Source organism: Caulobacter sp. SL161 (assembly GCF_026672375.1).
GTDB lineage: Bacteria > Pseudomonadota > Alphaproteobacteria > Caulobacterales > Caulobacteraceae > Caulobacter.
This window is the reverse complement of record NZ_JAPPRA010000001.1, coordinates 550,439-571,512: the sequence shown is the minus strand read 5'-3', so window position 1 is coordinate 571,512 and position 21,074 is coordinate 550,439. Positions and strand designations below refer to the sequence as shown.

Genomic DNA, 21,074 nt, shown 5'->3' with positions numbered 1-21,074 from the left:
AGGGGCGGCGTTAAGGTTTGTAGGGGATGGAAACCTTATGCTCCCGGAACGCCGGGTTCTCACCGTCGGCGTGGCTTCGGCAGAGCCTTGTCCGCCGCCTTCAGTTCAGCCAGAGCGCGATCCGCCTCTTCCTTCCGCGCCAGCCTGCGCGCTTGGTCGAACCGCTTGTACGCAGCCTTGGCCCGGGCCTCGGCCTCGTCGTGACGGATCGAGCCGCCATGGTTTAGCACGACGCGGTTGAGGCTGGCCAATTGCTGATCCAGCAACTGTGAGGCCTGCTCCATCAGAACCAGACGGCCGATGTCCAACTGGTCTTCGAAGATGCTGAGCAGGATATCCGTCAGCCGGTTGAGCTCCTTGAGTTCGGCCGGGGTGAGATAGTTCCTCGCGATCAGGGCATCCGCCTGGCGGATCTGATCCTTCGGCCAACTCTGAAGGCCCATGTCAGGGGCATCCGCATCGGCGCGTTCGCCAAGAACTTCAGACGGCGTGCGGTTTACCACCGCATAGAAGAGCTTGGCCTGGGTCCGCTGATAGAACTGCAGCGCTGTCGGCGAGTTCGGCTCGTAGTCTTGGCACATGGCGCAAATGCGCCGAAGCTCGGCATAGACGTTCGCCTCGGACGCGCGGATGTCACGGATGATCTCGCGCAGTTCGCGCACGCGATCCTGCTCATCCGGCGCCTTCAGGCGTTCGACATCGACAACGAAGCCTTTCGTGGCAAAGCGAACGAGGACGCTCGTCGCCCATTTCCGAAACAACGTCGCTTGCGCGGAGCTGACCCGGTAGCCAACCGAGATCACCATATCGAGGCTGTAGAGGGTACCGGGGCGGCCAGCGCCAATTACTTGCATTTTTTGCAAGTTATCCGCTTCGCCGAGCTCTCCCTCTTCGATGATGTTGGTGACATGGCGATAGATAACAGATGGGTCCCGCCCAAAGAGCTGGGCCATCTGCGCCTGGGTCATCCAAAGCGCGTCACCCTCATAGCGAAGCTCGACACGCACCCCGCTTTCGGTCCCGTAGATGAGGAACCGAGCGCCGGTATCAGCGTCTTCGACCAGGCGAACAGGCGTGCTGACTTCGGTGTCGTTGCTCATGGATCTCGTTCAGCGAAACGAGAACAATAGTAGAACAACTTTCGCAGGAGCGCTAGCGCCCTAATTCCCCGTCACCTCTTCCCAGAACCTCTTGGCCTTGCCGACGAAGTTGGCCGACTTGGGGTTTTGCTTCTCGCCGCACAGGCCGGCCAGTTCGCGCATCAGTTCCTTCTGGCGCGCGGACAGGTGAGTCGGGGTCTCGACGAACAGCTCGACCACCAGGTCGCCGCGCTGGCGGCTGCGCAGGGACGGCATGCCCTTGCCCTTGAGGCGGACGGTCTTGCCGGTCTGGGCGCCCTCGGGAACCGTGACCTTGACCTTGCACTCGCCGTCGCAGCTCTCGCCACCCAAGAGGCAAGGCGCGTCGATCTCGCCGCCCAGGGCCGCCGTGGTCATTGGCACCGGCACGGTGCAGAGAAGGTCCAGACCATCGCGCTCGAACAGCTCGTGCGGGGTCACTGACAGGAAGATGTAGAGATCGCCACGCGGACCGCCGCGCGCGCCGGCGTCGCCTTCGCCGGCCAGACGGATCCGGGCGCCGTCGTCGACGCCGGCCGGGATGCGCACCGAGAGGATGCGCTCGCGACGGACCTGGCCGTGGCCGTGGCAGTTGCCGCAGGGGTCGAGAACCAGACGGCCCGAGCCGCCGCAGCGGGGGCAGCCGCGCTCGACCGCGAAGAAGCCCTGGGTGGCGCGGACACGGCCTGCGCCGCCGCAAGTGCCGCAGACGCTGGGGCTGGTGCCCGGCTTGGCGCCGGACCCTTCGCAGACCTCGCAGGTCATGGCGGCGGGAACGGTGATCTCGACCTCGGCGCCGGCATAGGCCTGCTCGAGGGTGATCTCCAGATCATAGCGCAGGTCCTGGCCGCGCTGGGGTCCGTTGGACTGGCGCCGGCCACCGCCGAACATCTCGCCAAAGACGTCCCCAAAAACATCATTGAAGATGTCGCTGGCGTCGAAGCCCTGGCCGCCGAACCCGCCCGGACCGCCTTGCGGCCCGTTGACACCGGCGTGACCGAAACGGTCATAGGCCGCGCGCTTCTGAGGATCGGAGAGGACCGAATAGGCCTCGTTGATTTCCTTGAAGCGCCCGGCCGCGTTCTCGCAGCCGCCATTGCGGTCGGGGTGATGTTCCATCGCCAGCTTGCGGAACGCGGACTTCAGACCAGCTTCATCGATGGTCCGGGTCACGCCGAGAATTTCGTAATAGTCGCGCATTGTCAGCGTCTGGCGCTCAAAAGGCCCACGAAAGTGGCGTTTATAACGGGAGAAGTGGGATAGCTCCGAGCCCAGCGCAAGGCGCTCATGGGCGGGGAGGCAGAAGGTCGCGGCCGCGGAACGATCCTGTGGCGAATGTTCCGCGGCGCGCGCATGGCTTGGTTAAGCCGCCGGCTTGTTGTCGTCGACTTCCTCGAACTCGGCGTCGACCACGCCGTCGTCAGCCTTGGCGTCGCCGCCCTCGGCCGAGCCTTGTTGGGCGGCGTACATGGCCTCGCCCAGCTTCATCGAAGCCTGGATCAGGGCCTGGGTCTTGGCCTGGATGGCCTCGACGTCCTCGCCTTCCAGGGCGGTCTTCAGCTCGGTGATCCCGGTTTCGATCGCGGTCTTCTCGGCCGCGCCGACCTTGTCGCCGTGCTCGGCCAGGGCCTTCTCGGTCGAGTGCAGGATCGCCTCGCCCTGGTTCTTGGCCTCGACCAGCTGCTTCTTCTTTTCGTCCGCGGCCTTGTTGGCCTCGGCTTCCTTGACCATGCGCTCGATATCGCTGTCCGAGAGGCCGCCATTGGCCTGGATGCGGATCGAGTGCTCCTTGTTGGTCGCCTTGTCCTTGGCATGCACCTGGACGATGCCGTTGGCGTCGATGTCGAAGGTGACCTCGATCTGCGGCACGCCGCGCGGCGCCGGCGGGATGCCGACCAGATCGAACTGGCCCAGCATCTTGTTATCCTGCGCCATCGGGCGTTCGCCCTGGAACACGCGGATCGTCACGGCCGACTGGTTGTCGTCGGCGGTCGAGAAGGTCTGCGAGCGCTTGGTCGGGATGGTGGTGTTGCGTTCGATCAGCGGGGTGAACACACCACCCAGGGTCTCGATGCCCAGGGTCAGCGGGGTCACGTCCAGCAGCAGCACGTCCTTGACGTCGCCTTGCAGCACGCCGGCCTGAACGGCCGCGCCCAGGGCCACAACTTCGTCAGGGTTCACACCCTTGTGCGGCTCACGACCGAAGAAGTCCTGCACCGCCTGCTGGACCTTGGGCATGCGGCTCATGCCGCCGACCAGGATCACTTCGTCGATGTCGCTCTTCTTCAGGCCGGCGTCCTTCAGAGCCTGTTCGCACGGACCGATGGTGCGGGCGATCAGGTCGTCGACCAGGGCTTCCAGCTTGGCGCGCGACAGCTTGATGTTCAGGTGCAGCGGACCCGAGGCGTTCATGCTGATGAACGGCAGGTTGACCTCGTACTGAGCCGTCGAGGACAGCTCCTTCTTGGCCTTTTCCGCTTCTTCGCGCAGACGCTGGAGGGCCAGCTTGTCCTTGCGCAGGTCGACGCCCTGCTCCTTCTTGAACTCGTCGGCCAGGTAGTCGACGATCCGAAGGTCGAAGTCTTCACCGCCCAGGAAGGTGTCGCCGTTGGTCGACTTCACCTCGAAGACGCCGTCGCCGATTTCCAGGATCGACACGTCGAAGGTGCCGCCGCCCAGGTCGTAGACGGCGATCTTCTTGCCGTCGTTCTTGTCCAGGCCGTAGGCCAGGGCCGCTGCGGTCGGCTCGTTGATGATGCGCAGGACTTCCAGGCCGGCGATCTTGCCGGCGTCCTTGGTGGCCTGACGCTGGGCGTCGTTGAAATAGGCCGGAACCGTGATGACCGCCTTGGTCACGGGTTCGCCGAGGTGGGCTTCGGCGGCTTCCTTCATCTTCTGCAGGATGAAGGCCGAGACTTCCTGCGGGCTGTAATCCTTGCCGTGCGCCTTGACCCAGGCGTCGCCAGTCGGACCCTTGACGATCTCGTAGGGCACCATGCCCTTGTCCTTCTCGACCACCGGATCGCTGGCGGTGCGGCCGATCAGGCGCTTGATCGCGAACAGCGTGTTGGTCGGGTTGGTGACGGCCTGGCGCTTGGCGGGCTGGCCGATCAGGCGCTCACCGTCCTCGAGGAAGGCGACCACCGACGGGGTGGTGCGAGCGCCCTCGGCGTTCTCGATCACCTTCGGGGTCTTGCCGTCCATGATGGCGACGCACGAGTTCGTGGTGCCAAGGTCGATACCGATAATCTTGCTCATCTTCGTACCTGTCGCTCCTTTAGGCGGACGGCGGTGACAAGGGCCTTCTCAGAAGCGCCCCGGTTTTTCTCGCTCCGTCCCCAGTGGCTTCGCACTCTCTACGGTTCAAGTTCCGCACTCCGCACCGTCGACGAAAATCGAACGGGCGGAATGCGTTGTGCGAAGTTGACGAGCCCGTCAACCCCGCTTCGAAGCCGGATATGGGGGATAGGGGCCGCCACGCAAGGCCATAACCCCTCCCACGACGGGGGAATCTGGATTCCGGGCCAAGAAAAACGGTCGCAGCCGATGCGCCGGGGGCAACCGATGCATGAACGGCGGTTTTGTGGAAAATGGCTCTTGTTCGCCGGGCTGTGGCGGCGCGTGGGCTCCAGATGATCGCCAAGCCTCTCACCGTTGTCCCCGGCTTTGACGTATGGCCGGGCCTGCTGGATATCTCGGCGCAGCGCGCCTTGGTCGAGGCGGTGCAAGCGGGCGCCGAGCAGGCGCCCTTTTCGAACTATGGGACCGCCTACGGAAAGTCGATGAGCGTTGCGATGACAGCGCTTGGGTCGCTGGGCTGGACCAGCGACGCGCATGGCTATCGGTATGTCGATCGTCATCCCGAAACGGGCCGAGCCTGGCCCGACATGCCGCCGGCCCTCCTCGACCTCTGGACAGTGCTCGGCGACCCGGAAACCCCGCCGGATTCCTGTCTGGTCAACCTCTACCGCGACGGGGCGCGCATGGGTCTGCATCAGGACCGTGACGAAGCCGATCCCGTTTTCCCTGTGCTGTCGATCTCGCTGGGCGACACGGCGATCTTCCGGATCGGCGGCGTCTACCGCAAGGACCCGACAAGAAGCCTTCGCTTGGCGTCGGGCGACGTCTGTCGCCTCTCGGGCCCGGCGCGCCTGGCCTTCCACGGCGTCGACCGGATCCTGCCCGGATCCTCGTCCCTGGTCCCCGGCGGCGGCCGGATCAATCTGACTCTGCGACGGGCGCGAACGGCCTGAAAAACCAAAAGGGCCGTCCTGTCTCCAGAACGACCCTCTTCAATCCTGCAGTATTGTTCCGCTAGCCCCGCAGCTTGCGCGTCAGCGTCTCCAGATCGTGGCTAAGCGCGCTGTCCTCGGCGCGCAAGGCCTCGATCCGACGGACGGCGTGCAGGACGGTAGTGTGATCGCGACCACCGAAGCGACGGCCGATGTCCGGCAGCGAACGGGTGGTCAGCTGCTTGGCCAGCCACATGGCGGCCTGACGCGGGCGCGCTACGGCGCGGTTGCGGCGCTCGCTGAGCAGATCGGCCTGCTTCATGCCGTAATGCTCGGCGGTGGCCTTCTGGATATCGTCGATGGTGATGCGCTTCTCGCCCGACCGCAGGTGGGGACGCAGGATCGCCTGCACCTCATCCAGGGTCATGCGCGACAGGCCCTCGCCGGCGCGAGCCGACAAGGTGTTTAGCGCGCCCTCCAGCTCGCGGACGCTGTCGGTGAAACGGTCAGCGAGGAACTGCATGACCTCAGGGCGCATGCTGGGTTCAAAGCCGTGGGCCGCGCCCAGGGTCTGGATCTTGCGCTCGAGGATGCCGAGACGGAGGTTACGATCCGCAGGCTCGAGACCGCAGACCAGACCCGCCGACAGATGCGAGCGCAGATGGGCGTCCATCTCGGTCATGGCAGACGGCGGACGGTCGGCCGAGAACACGACACGGCCGCCCTCCCCGACCAGCGCGGTCAGGGTGTGGAACAGCTCTTCCTGGGTCGACTGCTTGCCGGCGATAAAGTGCACGTCATCGATGATCAGAAGATCAGCGGCGCGCAGCTCTTCCTTGAAGGCCGCGGTCTGGCGATCCATCACGGCGCGCACGAAGGTCGACAGGAAGCGCTCGGCGGTCAGATAGACCACGCGCTTTTCCGGGGCGTTGCGCATGGCCTCCCAGGCCAGGGCGTTCAGCAGGTGCGTCTTGCCGAAACCATAGGGACCGTGGAACAGCACAGGATTGAAGTGACCATCCGCCCAGTTGGCGATCCGACGCGCCACAGCGTGCGCGAACTCGTTGGCGGGACCCGGGACGAAGGTCTCGAAGGTAAAGCGCTCCTGCAGGCCTTGGGTGCGGGGCGACTTGGCGCTAGGCGCGACCACCGTCGGCGCGTCAGTGGAGACGGGCAGGACAATCTCGATCGGTTCGGCGGCGACAGCCTTGGGGGTCGCCTCGACATAGGCGCCGGCCGCCGCTTCGAACTCGAGGCGCGACTTCAGGTCGATGCGACGACCTGTCGCATCATGGGCGGCCCAGAGTTCGCCGATCCGGCGCCACGCGCTGCGGCGAATCCAGTCGCGGGCGATGCCCGTCGACGTCACGAGGACGACATCGCCGGTGGCGGCTTCGCGCAGCATGGCCGGCGCGATCCACGACCCGAAGGCCGCGTCACCCAGCTCACGCTTCAAAGCCACACAAACCTTCGACCAGACGTTCGCCGCCGGCTCACAAGCCGTCGCGATCGCCGCCGAGAAGTCCTGGCTGGCAACCCCGCCCTTCATGGTCATTCGTCCACCGCCTTGCACAAAAACAATCGCCGCATCCATCAGCCGCCGCCCCCCATGGCGCGCGACCGTTTTTCTCAACGCACACAGGTTCTTACTCGGCGAACACGATGGGTCCGCCGCCGCCTTGTTTCGTCCAAGACTGGAAGAGCGTTGAGACCCTTAAACTAGCCAGCGGAGGGGGCCGGTCAAACGGAAAACTTGCGTCCGATCGCGGATATTTCTGTTGACTCGCGAGAGGCCCTCGCCCCGCAAGGGAATAGCGTGACCGACTACTCAGATCACAGATTGCAACACTAGAAATAGAGCGTTGGATTCAAAGCAAAAGCCGACCAGGTTGCCCTGATCGGCCTTTGTAAATATTTGAAAAGATTAGACGAACGCGGTTCGTCTAGAATCTTGACTAGGCCGCAGCCTTGTCCAGCTTCTTCAGGCGGGCGGCCAGGCGCGAGACCTTGCGCGAGCCCGTGTTGGGGTGAACCACGCCCTTGGAGACGGCGCGCATCAGCTCGGATTGAGCTTCCACGAAAGCCGCCTTGGCGACGGCGACATCACCCTTGGCGATCGCGTCTTCAAACTTGCGCAGGAAGGTGCGAACGCGCGAGCGGCGAGCGGTGTTGACTTCGGTGCGGCGAGCGATCTTGCGGATCGCTTTCTTGGCGCCGGGATTATTGGCCATAGGTCGGACCTTCAAACGGACAGCCGCGCGGGCGGCCGCGAAGCAGGTGGAAATGTGAGCGCGCGGATATACGGGAAGCGCTGGCTGGGGTCAACGGTCCACAGGCAGGATTCCCGAGGCCGCTTCGCCGTCATCGCTTCCGATCCGGATCACGCGCCCTTGAACAGGGGTTTACGCTTCTCGACGAAGGCTGTCATGCCTTCCTTCTGATCCTCGAACGCAAACAGCGAATGGAACAGCCGGCGCTCCAGCGCGACGCCGGTCGTCAGGGTCGTCTCATACGCGGCTTCGACCAGTTCCTTGTTCATCGCCACGGCCAGCGGCGATTGGCTGGCGATCTTGGAGGCGATCGCCAGGGTCTCGTCGACCAGGCTGTCGGCGGGGAAGACCCGCGACACCAGACCCGAGCGCTCGGCTTCCTCCGCGCCCATCATCCGGCCGGTCAGGATCATGTCCATGGCCTTGGACTTGCCGACAAAGCGGGTCAGGCGCTGGGTGCCGCCGATGCCGGGCGCCACGCCCAGATTGATCTCGGGCTGGCCAAACTTGGCGGTGTCGGCGGCCAGGATGAAGTCGCACATCATCGCCAGCTCGCAGCCGCCGCCCAGGGCGTAGCCCGCGACGGCGGCGATGATCGGCTTGCGGCACTGTTCGATCGCCCGGGCGCCGGCCGTGAAGAAGTCGGCCTTGAACATCTGCGCATAGGTCTTGTCCGACATCTCCTTGATGTCGGCGCCGGCGGCGAAGGCCTTGGCCGAACCGGTCAGCACGATGCAGCCCACGCTGTCGTCGGCCTGCGCCGCCGCCAGGGCCTGAGCCAGTTCGCCAAGCAGGGCGGTGTTGAGCGCGTTGAGCGCCTCGGGCCGGTTCAGGCGGATCAGGGTGACGCCCGGCGCGCTTTCCGGCGCCTCGACGATCAGGGTCTGGAACTGGGCCATTACATTCTCCTGCTTGAGCCGGCGCAGTTATAGAGAGGGCTGTCGCGTTGGGGAGTCCCTCTGGCTTTTACAGACCAGCCGGGGCCGGGGCCAGATGGCGAGAGCGCCTAGGCTTCGGCAGCGACCACACCGAACTGGATCCAGAGCGCCTTGTCCTTGAGGTTCTTGCGAACCCAGGCGGCGTGGATCTCGCGCTCGGCGTCCGTGGAGCGGGGCGCCAGGGGGCGTGACCGTGCGGCATAGACGCCCTGGATCGCGGTGGAGACCGCCATGACCCCTGTCGAATGGGTCAGTTCAAGGGCGCGTTCCTTGCCGCCCTGAAGTTCCAGATAAACCTCGGCCAGCAGGTGGGCGTCGATCAGGGCGCCGTGCTTGTCGCGGCTCTCCAGGCTGATCTTGAACCGCTTACAGAGCGCGTCGAGCGAGTTGTACATGCCCGGGAAGCGCTTCTTGGCCATGGCCAGGGTGTCGACCCAGCGCTCTTCGTGGATCGGGGCCTTGCCGCATTTCTCCAGCTCGAAATTGACGAACTGACGGTCGAAGGCGGCGTTGTGGGCCACCACGACGCTGTCGCCGACAAAATCCAGGAAGCGATCGGCGATCTCGTGGAACTTCGGCTTGCCGGTCAGGAAGGCGCTGGACAGCCCGTGAACCTTCTCGGCCTCGGCGGGCATGTCGCGCAGCGGGTCACAGTACTCGTGGAACGAGCGGCCGGTCGGCATGAAGTCGACCACCTCGATGCAGCCGATTTCGACCAGGCGGTCACCGGTCTTCGGATCGAAGCCGGTCGTTTCGGTATCGAGGATGATCTCGCGGGCCATGGCTCTTCCATGAAGCCGTTCGCGGTCGGCTTCAAGCCGAGCGGTCGGTTCTCAACAGAGTCAGAAGGTCGCGGACCTGCCGGCGCGCGTGGTCTAGGCCTTGCCCTGTGTCGATCACGAAATCGGCGCGCGCGCGCTTGTCGGCGTCCGGCGTCTGCCGGGCCAGGATGGCCTCGAACTTCTCCGGCGTCATCTCCGGGCGGGCCAGGACCCGCTCGCGCTGCACCTCGGCGGGGGCCGACACCACCACCACCTTGTCGACCCGCTTTTCGCCGCCCGTTTCGAACAGCAGCGGGATGTCGAGCACGACAATTTCATGCCCCTCGGCCTTGGCCTGCTCAAAGAAACCGATGCGGTGGGCGCCCACCAGCGGGTGGACGATCGCCTCCAGCTTGGCGAGCGCCTCGGAGTTTCCAACGACCTGGGCGCTGAGTTTGGCCCGGTCGATCGCCCCGTTCACAACGACGCCGGGAAAGGCGGCCTCAACCGGCCCCACGGCGGCTCCGCCTGAAGCGTAAAGGGCGTGGACGGCGGCGTCGGCGTCATAAACGGGCACGCCTTCGTCCTGGAACATCTTGGAGGTCGTCGACTTGCCCATGCCGATCGAACCGGTCAGCCCAAGGATCAACATGTCAGACCTCGCCCAGCCGCTTCAGCGCCAGCACCCGAATGTCGACCGAAGGGGAGGGGGCCTGGCCATAGATGGTTTCGAAGCTGGGGATCGCCTGACGCAGCAGCATCTCCAGCCCGTCCACCGTACGGCGACCGGCGGCCTCGGCCCGGCGCAGGAACACTGTCCGCAGCGGCTTGTAGACCATGTCCATCACGACGGCGGTCTTTGGGGTCAGGGTCAGGTCGGCTGACGGCCCAGCGCCGCCGCCCAGACCCAGCGAGGTCGCGTTGATGATCAATCCGGCTTCCGGCAGCAGAGCGGGGAGGGCGTCTTCGCCCTTGGCCACGACCTTCTGTCCGAACGTGTCGGCCAGCTCCTGGGCGCGTGCGACGGTGCGGTTGACGACAGCTATGCGCGGCGCGCCGGCCAGCAGCAGGGCCGCGACCGCCCCCGGGCCGCGCCGCCGGCGCCGAGAATGACCACCGGTGCGGCCGTGACGTCGAAGCCAGGCGCCTGGATCGCGATGGCGCCCAGCAGGCCCGGGCCGTCGGTATTGTCGGCATGGACGCTGCCGTCGTCATTGAACACCAACAGATTGGCCGCCCCGGCCATCCGCGCCAGATCGCTGGCGGTGTCGGCGACGGCCAGCGCCCGTTCCTTAAAGGGAATGGTGACGTTGAGCCCGCGCACCGCACCGCCACGCAAACCATCGACAAAGGTCTCGAACCGATCCGCAGCAGGGGCGAAGGGCACATAGGCCGCGTCGAGGCCGGCCGCTGCGATCCAGGCGTTGTGGATCACCGGGCTCATCGAATGCTTGATCGGCTGACCGCAGACGCCGCCGACAATGGCCGCGCCCGTGATGGCGTTGGTCATACGGTCAGGGCTCCATGAAGACGCAGGAAATCCAGCAAGCCGACCAGAGGCAGGCCCAGGATGGTGAAATAGTCGCCCTCGATCTTGTCGAACAGCTGGACGCCCTCGCTCTCCAGCTCATAACAACCGACCGACCAGAGCAAGGCCTCGCCGCGACGCTCTATATAGCGGTCGAGCCAGGCGTCGCTGAACGGACGCACCGACAGCTTGGCGCTCTCGACGATCCGCCAGATCGGCCGGCCGTCCCGCGCCACGACCACAGCCGAGTGAAGTTTATGGGTCGTTCCGCGCAGCTCAAGGAGGCGGGCGCGAGCTTCGTCCAGCGAACCGGCCTTGTCGATCAGGCGCCCCTTCAGGTCGAGGGTTTGATCAGCGCCGATCACCAGGCCTTGCCGTTTGGTCGAGACCTTGACGGCCTTCATCTCGGCCAGGGCGTCGGCGACGTCGCGCGGCGTAACGTCCTCGGCCAGGAGTCCAGCCTTGGCGGTGTCCTCATCGACCCCGGGGCTGACGGCCTCGAAGAGGACGCCGGCGTTCTTCAGGATCATCTGACGCGCCGAGCTCTGGGACGCGAGCGTAACAGGGGTGAGGCTCATCCCAGGACCTCGACCTTGCCCCCGTCCTCCGGACAGCAGATTGATCACCGCCGCCGCCGTCTCCTCGACCGACCGACGGGTGATGTCGATGACCGGCCAGTTCTGGCGCTCGAACAGGCGGCGCGCAGCGATGATCTCCTGACGCACCGCGTCGGCGTCGACATAGTCGCTCTCGCGGTTCTCTTTCAGAGAGAGCAGGCGATTGCGACGGATCTGGATCAACCGATCCGGCGAGGTGATCAGGCCGACGATCAAGGTGTTCTTCAGCTCGAACAGCTCAGGAGGCGGCGGGCGGCCCGGGACCAGCGGCACATTGGCGGCGCGCACGCCTCGATGCGCCAGATAGATGCAGGTGGGAGTCTTGGAGGTCCGTGACACGCCCACCAGAATGACGTCGGCCTGGGTCAGATCCTGTCCGCCCTGGCCGTCATCGTGGGCGATGGCGTAGTCCAGCGCCTCGATGCGGTCGAAATAGTCATTGGTCAGGGCGTGCTGGGCGCCGACCCGGGTCGAGATCCGCGCGCCCAGATAACGGGACATGGCGCTGATCACCGGATCCAGCGCGGCGATGCACGGCATTTCCAGCTTGCGGCAGCCTTCCTCGAGCGCAGCGCGAAGGCCGGGGTCAACGATCGTGTGCATCACCACACCCGGCGCACCGGCGATCTCTTCCAGAGCGCGATCCAACTGCCGGGTCGACCGCACCAGCGCATAGATGTGCTCGATCGGCAGGATGTCGGTGAACCGCGCGCAGACCGCCCGCGCCATCGCATTCAGCGTCTCGCCGGTGGAGTCTGAAACCAGGTGTATATGGAAGTAGGTGGCGAAGCGTGGCGGCAGCCTTTCGCTCTCGCCCTGCGCCAGACTCTCCTGTGGATCATCCGTTAACGGTTGCTTAACCACTTGCCCTGCCTCTGGGGACGCTCGGGCGCCGAACGGCCCCTGGAGCGTCGTGACACGGCGCCGCTGTGATCAACGGTCGCATTGCTCGCCTATCATCCCCAAGCCTGCGCCGCATCCCCCGAAGTCTGAATCCCGATTGTCCAAAGACGCGGAACGAGTCCGGTCAGAGGTCGCTGTCGCGTCTCAGGACGTTAAGAATTCATTAAGGTGTTCAAGGCGCTGTCCATCCATCCCCATGATTAACAGATCGTTAACCCCATGTGGGAAGGCCTGGGGGAAAGCCGGGACGGGCTGTGCGAGTCACTCGCCTCACAGGCGTTTTCCCCACTTTGCAGTTGCCCTTCCGCTCCCTCCTTCAATCTTAATTTCTTATTAAGATATGTTAGAAAGATCTTAAGGGACGTCCGGGCTTGAGCCGAAGCCCGCGCCGGGCTTTAACCCGGTCCATGACGTCTTCCTCTCCCATCCTAAAGCAGACACCGAAGTTTCTCTCCGCGCTGGAAGGCCAGTCGCATGCGAACCCTCCGGTGTGGTTCATGCGCCAGGCGGGCCGGTATCTGCCGGAGTATCGCGCGGTGCGCGCCACGGCGCCGGACTTCATCAGCTTCTGCTTTGATCCCGAGAAGGCGGCGGAAGTTACGCTGCAGCCTATGCGGCGGTTTCCCTTCGACGCCTCGATCGTCTTTGCGGACATCCTGCTGATCCCGGGCGCTCTGGGACAGAAGGTCTGGTTCGAAGCCGGCGAGGGCCCCAAGCTCGGCGACATGCCGTCCGTGGAGTCCATGGCCGAGAAGGCCGGAGAGGCGGGTAAGGCCCTTTCGCTGGTCGGGGAGACGCTGACCCGGGTTCGTTCGGCGCTTGATCCGGAGAAGGCCCTGATCGGCTTCGCCGGCGCGCCCTGGACCGTGGCGACCTACATGATCGAGAAGGGCTCCAGCGACCGCAGCGGCGCGCGGACCTTCGCGTATCAGAACGCTGAGACGCTGGACGCTCTGATCCAGGTTCTGGTCGATGCGACGATCGACTATCTGGCCATGCAGGTTGACGCCGGCGCTCAGGCGCTGAAGCTGTTCGAGAGCTGGGCCGAGGGCCTGTCGGAGCCGTTGTTCGAACGGCTGGTCACCCAGCCGCACATTCGGATCATCGAGGGCTTGCGTGCGCGGGGCGTCACCGTGCCGGTCATTGGTTTCCCGCGCGGGGCCGGGACCCTGGTCGAGGACTACGCTACCAGAACCCCCGTGCAGGGCGTGGCGCTGGACACCTCGGCCTCGGCCAAGCTTGGCCAGACGATCCAGAAGACCAAGACCATTCAGGGCGCGCTCGATCCGCTGTTGCTCCGCGCCGGCGGCGATGCGCTGTTGAAGCGCGTCGATGAGATGCTCGAGCAGTGGAACCAGGGTCCCTATATCTTCAACCTGGGTCACGGCATCCTGCCTGACACGCCGATCGCCCATGTCGAGGCTGTGCTCGAACGCGTGACTGGTCAGAAGGTTGGCCAATGACCCAGAAGCTCGCCGTCGTTCTCTTCAATCTCGGCGGGCCTGATGGTCCGGACGCGGTTCGGCCGTTTCTGTTCAACCTGTTCCGCGATCCCGCGATCATCGGCGCACCGGCGCTGATCCGCTATCCGCTGGCGGCGCTGATCTCGACCACGCGCGAGAAGTCGGCCAAGGCCAACTATGCGATCATGGGCGGCGGCTCGCCCTTGCTGCCGGAAACAGAAAAGCAGGCGCGGGCCCTGGAAGCCGCCTTGACCGTCGCCATGCCGGGCGTCGAAGCCAAGTGCTTCATCGCCATGCGCTACTGGCATCCGTTGACGGACGAGACGGCGCGCCAGGTCGCGGCCTTCGCGCCCGACCAGGTGGTGCTGCTGCCGCTCTATCCGCAGTTTTCCACCACCACGACGGGCTCGTCGCTGAAGGCCTGGAAGAAGACCTACAGGGGCTCGGGTGTGCAGACGACGGTCGGCTGCTATCCCACTGAAGGCGGGCTCATCGAAGCTCACGCCCGGATGATCCGGGAGTCCTGGGAGAAAGCCGGCTCGCCGACGAACATCCGCTTGCTGTTCTCGGCCCATGGTCTGCCGGAGAAGGTGATCCTGGCCGGCGACCCCTATCAGAAGCAGGTCGAGGCCACGGCCGCCGCCGTCGCCGCGCATCTGCCGTCGCAGATCGAATGGACTGTCTGTTACCAGAGCCGGGTCGGGCCGCTGAAGTGGATCGGACCGTCGACCGATGACGAGATCCGCCGCGCCGGCGCCGAAGCCAAGGGGGTGATGATCACCCCGATCGCCTTTGTCTCGGAACACGTCGAGACCCTGGTTGAGCTGGATCACGAATATGCCGAGCTGGCCGAAGAGGTCGGCGCCACGCCCTATCTGCGCGTATCGGCCCTGGGCACAGCGCCAGAGTTTATCGACGGCCTCGCCAAGGCCGTGCGAGACTCAGTGGGGAGGGCGCCGGGGACGGTGTCTTCCGCCTGCGGCTGGCGGTGTGGCGCGGATTGGTCCAAGTGCCCGTGCCGCGAAGGAGTCTCCGCGTGATGGACTTCCTGGTGGCGCACTTCAATCTGGTGCGCGGGCTGCACATCCTGGCAGTGATCGCCTTCATGGCCGGCATGCTCTATCTGCCGCGGCTGTTCGTCTATCACACCCAGGCGACGCCGGGCTCAGAGATGGACGAGACCTTCAAGGTCATGGAGCGTCGACTTCTGCGCGGGATCATCAACCCAGCCTCGATCGCGACGGCGGTGTTTGGCCTGGGTCTGATCCTGGCCGATGGCCAGATCCGGGGCTGGGACTTCCTGCTCCAGCCCTGGATGATCGCCAAGCTGGTCGCCCTCGTGGGGCTCTACGGCTTCCATGGCTTCCTGTCGGCCTCCCGCAAGAAGTTCGAGCGGGGGGAGAACGTCCGCTCGGAGAAGTTCTGGCGGATGGTCAACGAGATCCCGTTCGTCCTGGCGATCGTGATCGTCGTCTCGGTGACGACCAAGTTCCTGAACCACTGAGGCGCGCCGTGGCCGCGAAGAAGTTTCTGACCCCCGCGATCTTGGCGGCCATTCTAGCGGTGGCTGAACCTTCGCTGGCGGAGACGATCTCCCGACAAAAGCTTGTCGAAATGTTTTCGAACATGCGGGCAAACCCGTCCTGGAACGTGGATGGTCCGTTGCTTTGGGGCTACTTCTTCACTTCGCCAAAGCAAGCCGCGCTGGAGCCGTTGGCGAAGATTTTGGCGGATCGCGGCTATCGTTTGATCGGCATTTACGCCGGAGACAAGGCAAGCCCTGGTGATCCGGACGTGTGGTGGCTACATGTCGAACGCGTCGAGACACACACCGTCGACAGCCTTCAGGCCCGCAATAGTGAGTTTTACGGATTAGCTCGAAAGTTCTCGGGCGTGCACTATGACGGGATGGATGTGGGACCCGCGCCTTAGTCAGGCGCTTGACCCGCCGCCCGCCGCGTGATTTGCATCGCCGATAGGTTCGGTCTCGCCGAACCCCTTCCTTTCACGGACCGGCGCCCGTCCTGGCGCGCCCCGCGAGCTCTCCGCTCCAAGGTCCGTTCCCCGAACGATCCGCGTCATCGTCAATGGACGCGCATGTCCGGTCTTCCGGATGTGATCATCGCCATTCTATCGGCCGGGCTCCGTCGTGGGGACCGCGCCCCTTCTTGAGTCTTGCCATGACCGAAGACACCGAAAACCAGGTTCCGGCCGCCGACGAGGCGACCGTCGAGAACACCGTCGCCGATACGGCTGACATCACCACCGAAGCGGCCGTCGAGGCGGGCGTGGAAGGCGAGGGCGAGGACGAAGGGTCCGACATCGCCGCCGCCGTCGCAGCGCTGGGCCTCAAGTCCATGTCCCTGCAGGAGCTGAAGGAGAAATCCCCGGCCGACCTGCTGGCCTTCGCCGAGACGTTCGAGGTCGAGAACGCCAACTCCATGCGCAAGCAGGACATGATGTTCGCGATCCTGAAGACTCTCGCCGAGGAAGGCGTGGAGATCTCGGGCTCGGGCACCATGGAAGTGCTGCAGGACGGCTTTGGCTTCCTGCGCTCGCCGGAAGCCAACTACCTGCCGGGTCCGGACGACATCTATGTCTCGCCGTCGCAGATCCGGAAGTATGGCCTGCGCACCGGCGACAGCGTCGAGGGCGCGATCCGATCGCCGCGGGAAGGCGAGCGCTACTTCGCTCTGACCAGCGTCACCAAGATCAATTTCGAAAGCCCCGACAACGTGCGCCACAAGGTGCACTTCGACAACCTGACGCCGCTCTATCCTGAAGAGCGCTTGAACATGGAGCTGCCCGACCCGACCGTGAAGGATCGCTCGGGCCGCGTGATCGACATCGTCGCGCCGCTCGGCAAGGGCCAGCGCTGCCTGATCGTCGCCCCGCCGCGCGTGGGTAAGACGGTGATGCTGCAGAACATCGCCAAGTCGATCGAGACCAACCACCCCGAGTGCTATCTGATCGTCCTTCTGATCGACGAGCGCCCGGAAGAAGTCACCGACATGCAGCGCACGGTGAAGGGCGAGGTGATCGCCTCGACCTTCGACGAGCCGGCGACCCGCCACGTCCAGGTGGCCGAGATGGTCATCGAGAAGGCCAAGCGCCTGGTTGAGCACAAGCGTGACGTCGTCATCCTGCTGGACTCGGTCACCCGTCTGGGCCGCGCCTACAACACCACCGTCCCGTCCTCGGGCAAGGTGCTGACCGGCGGTGTCGACGCCAACGCCCTGCAACGCCCCAAGCGTTTCTTCGGCGCGGCGCGGAATGTGGAGGAGGGCGGCTCGCTCTCGATCATCGCCACGGCCCTGATCGACACCGGCAGCCGCATGGACGAAGTCATCTTCGAAGAGTTCAAGGGCACCGGTAACTCGGAAATCGTCTTGGATCGTAAGGTGGCCGACAAGCGCATCTTCCCGGCCATCGACGTGCTCAAGTCGGGCACCCGCAAGGAAGAGCTCATCACCCCGCGCGACCAGCTGCAGAAGACCTACGTCCTGCGCCGCATCCTCAACCCGATGGGCGCGTCGGACGCGATCGAGTTCCTGCTCGACAAGCTGCGCCAGTCGAAGACCAACGGTGACTTCTTCCAGTCGATGAACACCTGAGTCCAAACAGACTCATACCAAAACGAGAAAGGCGCCGGTGCTACCCGGCGCCTTTTTTGTTCGGTCGTACTCGGTCGGGCCCTACGGAAGGAGCAGGGTGGCGCCCACGGTCCTACGCCCTTCCAGCGCTTCATGCGCTGCGCGGGCTTCGGCGAGCGGGAAGGTCTGGCCGATGTCGATCTTGACGGCGCCCGAGGCGATCACCGCGAACAGCGCCTGGGCGCTTTCGTCCAGTTCCTCGGTCGTGACGATGTAGTCGAACAGCTTGGGCCGGGTGACGAAGGCGGACTTGGGCGCCAGCGCCAGCGGCGGGAAGGCGGGCGCCGGACCCGAGGCGTTGCCGAACGTCACCAGCATCCCGCGCCGGGCGAGGCTGGCCAGACTGGCCTCCCAAGTATCCTTGCCGACACCGTCATAGACGACCGCCACGCCTTGGCCGCCTGTGAGCTCAGCGACCTGCGCCGCGACATCTTCTTGGCTGTAGTCGATCACATGATCGGCGCCGAGATCACGGGCGATCGCGGCCTTCGCCGTCGATCCCACTGTGGCCACCACCGTGGCGCCAAGCGCCTTGCACCATTGGATCAGGATCTGTCCGACGCCGCCGGCCGCCGCATGGACCAGAACCCAGTCGCCCTGTTTCACGTGGAAACATCGGCGGACCAGAAACTCGGCGGTCATGCCCTTCAGCAGAGCGGCGGCCGCGACCTCCAGGCTGACATCTTCGGGAACATGCACCGCGCGGTCCGCTGGCACGACGGCGGCTTCGGCATAGGCGCCCATGGTTCCGTTATAGCCTACTCGGTCACCGACCTTGAACCGTGTGACCGCCTCGCCGACGGACTCGACGACGCCAGCCGCTTCCAGCCCGATCACCAGCGGTGTTTTCACGGGATACAGGCCGGACCGGTGATAGGTGTCGATATAGTTCAGAGCCACCGCGTGGTGGCGGACGAGGATCTGACCCGGACCTGGCGAGGGCAGGGGAAGATCGACGACTTCCAGAACCTCGGGACCGCCGGTCCTGATGGCTTGGACCGCCAGCATCAGGCCAGCGCCTTCTGGAAAAAGGCCAGGCTGCGGCCGTTGGCCTTGGCGGCGTCGGCCGCGTCATAGTGCGCGCCACCCTCGCGGGCGAAGGCGTGGTCGCGGCCTTCGTAGGTATGGATCTCGATCTGCGGATGATCCTTCAAGGCGTTGAGGATCAGCTGCTGCGCCTCGGGCGGTACGAACTGGTCCTTCTCGGCGACATGCATGAGCAACGGATGGTTCAGCTTCTCGGCCTCGCCGACATGCTTCTCGATCCCGACGCCGTAGTAGGAGACGGCCGCATCGATGTCGGTGCGGGTCGCGGTGAGGAACGCCAGCAGGCCGCCCAGGCAGTAGCCGACCGCGCCGACCTTGCCGTTGACGCCGTCCAGCTTGCGGGCGGCGGCTATGGTCGCGGCGATGTCCGAGACACCGGCGTCCACGTCAAACGCGTTGAACAGCTCGAACGCCTTCTTCCATTCGGCTTCGCTCTGGTCGGTGATGTCGATGCCGGGCTCGATCCGCCAGAAGAGATCGGGGCAGATAGCGACAAAGCCCTGGGCGGCCAGACCGTCGCAGATGTCGCGCATCACCTTGTTGACGCCGAAGATCTCCTGGATCACGACGACTGCTGGGGCGCTGGCCGCCTTGGGGCGCGCCACATAGGCCGAGAAGGCGCCATCCGGGGTGTTGATCGTGAGGGTCTCGCTCATCGGGGCTCTCCGTCGCTTTCGGGTCCACAGGACCAATGTGACTTTCGACCGAAGCGCTCTACCCTGACCCGGCGGGCTTGCCCCATAACAAAATCGTGCCCTGACCGAAGGGAACCTCTGATGAAGATGACGATCGAGATCGACTGCACGCCGGTGGAAGCGCGCGCCTTTCTGGGCCTCCCCGACGTGAGCGCTTTGAACGACCACCTGGTCAAGGAGATGCAGAACCGCATGGACGCCAACATGGCGATGTTGGCGCCCGAGGAGCTGATGAAGAACTGGATGGCCTTTGGCGCTGGGGCCCAGGAATCTTTCCGCAAGTTGATGACGGCCGCCGCCGGTGCTGCGGTCGGCGGTGCGGGCGTCAAGCGCGACTGATCCTATGACGGACACGATCTTCGCCCTGGCGACGGCGGCCGGCCGCTCGGCCGTTGCAGTGGTGCGCGTATCCGGTCCCCGGTCGTCGGAGATCGCCGCTGCGCTTTGCGGTCGCCTGCCATCGCCCCGCTTGGCGTCGGTCCGGACGCTGAAGCACAATGGCGTGGCCCTGGACGAGGCGCTGGTCCTGCGCTTCGAAAAGCCGGCCAGCTATACCGGCGAAGATAGCGTGGAGTTTCACGTGCACGGCGGCCGCGCCGTGGTGGAAGCGTTGCTCGCGGCGCTGTCGGAACTTGGGGCTCGCCTGGCCGAGGCGGGTGAGTTCACGCGGCGGGCGTTCGAGAACGGCAAGCTCGATCTTGCCCAGGCGGAGGGCGTGGCCGACCTGATCGACGCCGAGACCGAGGCTCAGAGGCGTCAGGCCCTGGGCCAAGTGGGCGGCGCCCTGAGCCAGCGCTACGATCGCTGGCGCGACCTGCTGGTCCAGGCCTTGGCCATGCTGGAGGCGGCCGTAGACTTTCCTGATGAGGACCTGCCCGAGGAAGTCGCTGAGCGCGCCCGTCCGGGACTGCGCCAACTCAGCGCGGAACTGAACGCGGCGCTTGCGGACGTTTCGCGGGGGCGGCGGGTGCGGGACGGCTTCCGTATTGCGCTCATTGGTGCGCCAAACGCCGGGAAGAGCACCTTACTCAATGGCCTCGCCGAGCGGGACGCGGCGATCGTGACCGATGTGGCCGGGACTACACGTGACGTGATCGAGGTCCCCCTGGTGCTGGGGGGCTACAAGGTGCTGGTCGCGGATACGGCAGGTATCCGCGAGACTGCGGATGTGATCGAGGCCGAGGGTGTTCGTCGGGCCAAGGCGTGGGCCGAGGCGGCGGATCTTCGTCTTTGGGTCGTCGATGGTTTTCACGTGAAACAAGCCGACGCACGGCCTGAAGCGATCCGCGGTGGCGACTGGCTGATCCTCAACAAGACGGATATCGCCGATGCCGACGCCTTGGCGCACGTGGCGGAGCGCTGGGCGGTGGAGGGGCTTACTGTTCTGCATATTGCAGGCACGTCTGCTGAGGGCCCCGAGGCCCTCCGCGCTGCGCTCGCGTCTCACGTGGCGGACGCCTTGTCGGGCGCGGAATTCCCGGCCGCAACGCGTTTGAGACATGCCGAGCGCCTGTCAGAGGCGCGGTCCTATCTGGAACGCGCGCTGTCGGATGTCGGGCTGGAGGTCGAGTTGGCCGCTGAAGATGTGCGGCTGGCGGCAAGAGCCTTGGAGCGCATCTCCGGCCGCATCGATCCCGAGGACGTTCTAGGACGGGTCTTTTCGACCTTCTGCATCGGCAAGTGATGTTTCACGTGGAACATCCCCCATATTGTCCACAGCGCGCCCACAGTTGCGGTGGGGGTGTTTCACGTGAAACGCCGATGAGTCACATCGACCCGCTCGCCTGATTGGCGTATAGATCGAGTCCAGCGCCCCCGCTCGAACCCGGGGGCGTTCGCATTGAGGCGA

At 65.1% G+C, this 21,074-nt stretch carries 19 protein-coding genes and 2 pseudogenes; 8 read left to right on the top strand and 13 right to left on the bottom strand.

The genetic code is table 11. The features are described 5' to 3' along the window. Positions 1–59: 59 nt before the first annotated feature. From rhuM to dnaK, 3 genes are all read right to left on the bottom strand, one after another. Positions 60–1,100: a RhuM family protein gene (rhuM, locus tag OVA11_RS02995; protein WP_268066086.1), complete on the bottom strand. Its 1,041-nt coding sequence runs from the start codon at positions 1,098–1,100 to the stop codon at positions 60–62. A gap of 60 nt (positions 1,101–1,160) precedes the next feature. Beyond that, a complete protein-coding gene (dnaJ, locus tag OVA11_RS02990) occupies positions 1,161–2,318 on the bottom strand; it encodes a molecular chaperone DnaJ (protein ID WP_268066084.1) in 1,158 nt (385 codons plus the stop codon). 162 nt (positions 2,319–2,480) lie between these two features. Further along, positions 2,481–4,376, bottom strand: a complete 1,896-nt coding sequence (gene dnaK, locus OVA11_RS02985; RefSeq protein WP_010917900.1) for a molecular chaperone DnaK — start codon at positions 4,374–4,376, stop codon at positions 2,481–2,483. Between the two features lie 374 nt (positions 4,377–4,750). On the opposite strand from dnaK, the gene OVA11_RS02980 reads away from it, so the two are divergent. Continuing rightward, positions 4,751–5,371 (top strand): alpha-ketoglutarate-dependent dioxygenase AlkB, encoded by a 621-nt coding sequence (locus tag OVA11_RS02980; protein ID WP_268066081.1) that lies wholly within the window; start codon positions 4,751–4,753, stop codon positions 5,369–5,371. A gap of 61 nt (positions 5,372–5,432) precedes the next feature. Here the strand turns inward: OVA11_RS02980 and dnaA are convergent, their stop codons facing one another. The 8 genes and pseudogenes from dnaA to OVA11_RS02940 form a co-directional block, all read right to left on the bottom strand. Beyond that, entirely contained in the window at positions 5,433–6,905 is a 1,473-nt protein-coding gene (gene dnaA / locus OVA11_RS02975) for a chromosomal replication initiator protein DnaA (protein WP_268066079.1), read from the bottom strand. A gap of 400 nt (positions 6,906–7,305) precedes the next feature. Further along, positions 7,306–7,581: a 30S ribosomal protein S20 gene (gene rpsT / locus OVA11_RS02970; RefSeq protein WP_004617408.1), complete on the bottom strand. Its 276-nt coding sequence runs from the start codon at positions 7,579–7,581 to the stop codon at positions 7,306–7,308. 149 nt (positions 7,582–7,730) lie between these two features. Continuing rightward, the gene (locus OVA11_RS02965) at positions 7,731–8,519 is read right to left on the bottom strand and encodes an enoyl-CoA hydratase (RefSeq protein WP_268066075.1); all 789 of its coding nucleotides are present in this window, start codon (positions 8,517–8,519) and stop codon (positions 7,731–7,733) included. Between the two features lie 107 nt (positions 8,520–8,626). After that, positions 8,627–9,340 carry a DNA polymerase III subunit epsilon gene (gene dnaQ, locus OVA11_RS02960; RefSeq protein ID WP_268066073.1) on the bottom strand — a complete coding sequence of 238 codons (714 nt, stop codon included), beginning with the start codon at positions 9,338–9,340 and terminating at the stop codon, positions 8,627–8,629. A 31-nt stretch (positions 9,341–9,371) separates the two neighbouring features. After that, a complete protein-coding gene (gene coaE, locus OVA11_RS02955; RefSeq protein WP_268066070.1) occupies positions 9,372–9,971 on the bottom strand; it encodes a dephospho-CoA kinase in 600 nt (199 codons plus the stop codon). Position 9,972: 1 nt separating this feature from the next. Further along, positions 9,973–10,829, bottom strand: a pseudogene (gene aroE, locus OVA11_RS02950) (shikimate dehydrogenase). Further along, a complete protein-coding gene (locus OVA11_RS02945) occupies positions 10,826–11,425 on the bottom strand; it encodes a Maf family protein (RefSeq protein ID WP_268068882.1) in 600 nt (199 codons plus the stop codon). The pseudogene aroE and the gene OVA11_RS02945 overlap by 4 nt, the downstream one beginning before the upstream one ends. After that, a pseudogene (locus OVA11_RS02940) lies at positions 11,422–12,328 on the bottom strand (pyruvate, water dikinase regulatory protein). Before OVA11_RS02940 ends, OVA11_RS02945 begins: the two are co-directional and overlap by 4 nt. A 446-nt stretch (positions 12,329–12,774) precedes the next feature. On the opposite strand from OVA11_RS02940, the gene hemE reads away from it, so the two are divergent. The 5 genes from hemE to rho all read left to right on the top strand — a co-directional run bounded on the left by hemE (position 12,775) and on the right by rho (position 17,444). Then, positions 12,775–13,830: a uroporphyrinogen decarboxylase gene (gene hemE, locus OVA11_RS02935; RefSeq protein WP_268066067.1), complete on the top strand. Its 1,056-nt coding sequence runs from the start codon at positions 12,775–12,777 to the stop codon at positions 13,828–13,830. Continuing rightward, complete coding sequence (gene hemH / locus OVA11_RS02930; protein WP_268066064.1) at positions 13,827–14,870, top strand: ferrochelatase; 1,044 nt, start codon at positions 13,827–13,829, stop codon at positions 14,868–14,870. The genes hemE and hemH overlap by 4 nt, the downstream gene beginning before the upstream one ends. Further along, positions 14,819–15,334, top strand: coding sequence for a CopD family protein (locus OVA11_RS02925; protein ID WP_268066061.1), 516 nt, complete (start codon positions 14,819–14,821; stop codon positions 15,332–15,334). The genes hemH and OVA11_RS02925 overlap by 52 nt, the downstream gene beginning before the upstream one ends. Before the next feature lie 8 nt (positions 15,335–15,342). Next, positions 15,343–15,762, top strand: coding sequence for a ribonuclease E inhibitor RraB (locus tag OVA11_RS02920; protein ID WP_268066058.1), 420 nt, complete (start codon positions 15,343–15,345; stop codon positions 15,760–15,762). A 248-nt stretch (positions 15,763–16,010) separates the two neighbouring features. After that, complete coding sequence (gene rho, locus OVA11_RS02915; protein WP_268066055.1) at positions 16,011–17,444, top strand: transcription termination factor Rho; 1,434 nt, start codon at positions 16,011–16,013, stop codon at positions 17,442–17,444. Between the two features lie 81 nt (positions 17,445–17,525). Here the strand turns inward: rho and OVA11_RS02910 are convergent, their stop codons facing one another. Together OVA11_RS02910 and OVA11_RS02905 are read right to left on the bottom strand one after the other, a co-directional pair. Continuing rightward, positions 17,526–18,491: a quinone oxidoreductase family protein gene (locus OVA11_RS02910; protein ID WP_268066052.1), complete on the bottom strand. Its 966-nt coding sequence runs from the start codon at positions 18,489–18,491 to the stop codon at positions 17,526–17,528. Further along, positions 18,491–19,186, bottom strand: a complete 696-nt coding sequence (locus tag OVA11_RS02905; protein WP_268066049.1) for a dienelactone hydrolase family protein — start codon at positions 19,184–19,186, stop codon at positions 18,491–18,493. Before OVA11_RS02905 ends, OVA11_RS02910 begins: the two co-directional genes overlap by 1 nt. Positions 19,187–19,306: 120 nt before the next feature. Here OVA11_RS02905 and OVA11_RS02900 point away from each other — a divergent pair, with 120 nt between their 5' ends. Both OVA11_RS02900 and mnmE read left to right on the top strand, forming a co-directional pair. Then, positions 19,307–19,564 carry a DUF6489 family protein gene (locus tag OVA11_RS02900; RefSeq protein ID WP_010921584.1) on the top strand — a complete coding sequence of 86 codons (258 nt, stop codon included), beginning with the start codon at positions 19,307–19,309 and terminating at the stop codon, positions 19,562–19,564. A gap of 4 nt (positions 19,565–19,568) precedes the next feature. Continuing rightward, entirely contained in the window at positions 19,569–20,909 is a 1,341-nt protein-coding gene (mnmE, locus tag OVA11_RS02895; protein WP_268066046.1) for a tRNA uridine-5-carboxymethylaminomethyl(34) synthesis GTPase MnmE, read from the top strand. Positions 20,910–21,074 lie beyond the last annotated feature (165 nt).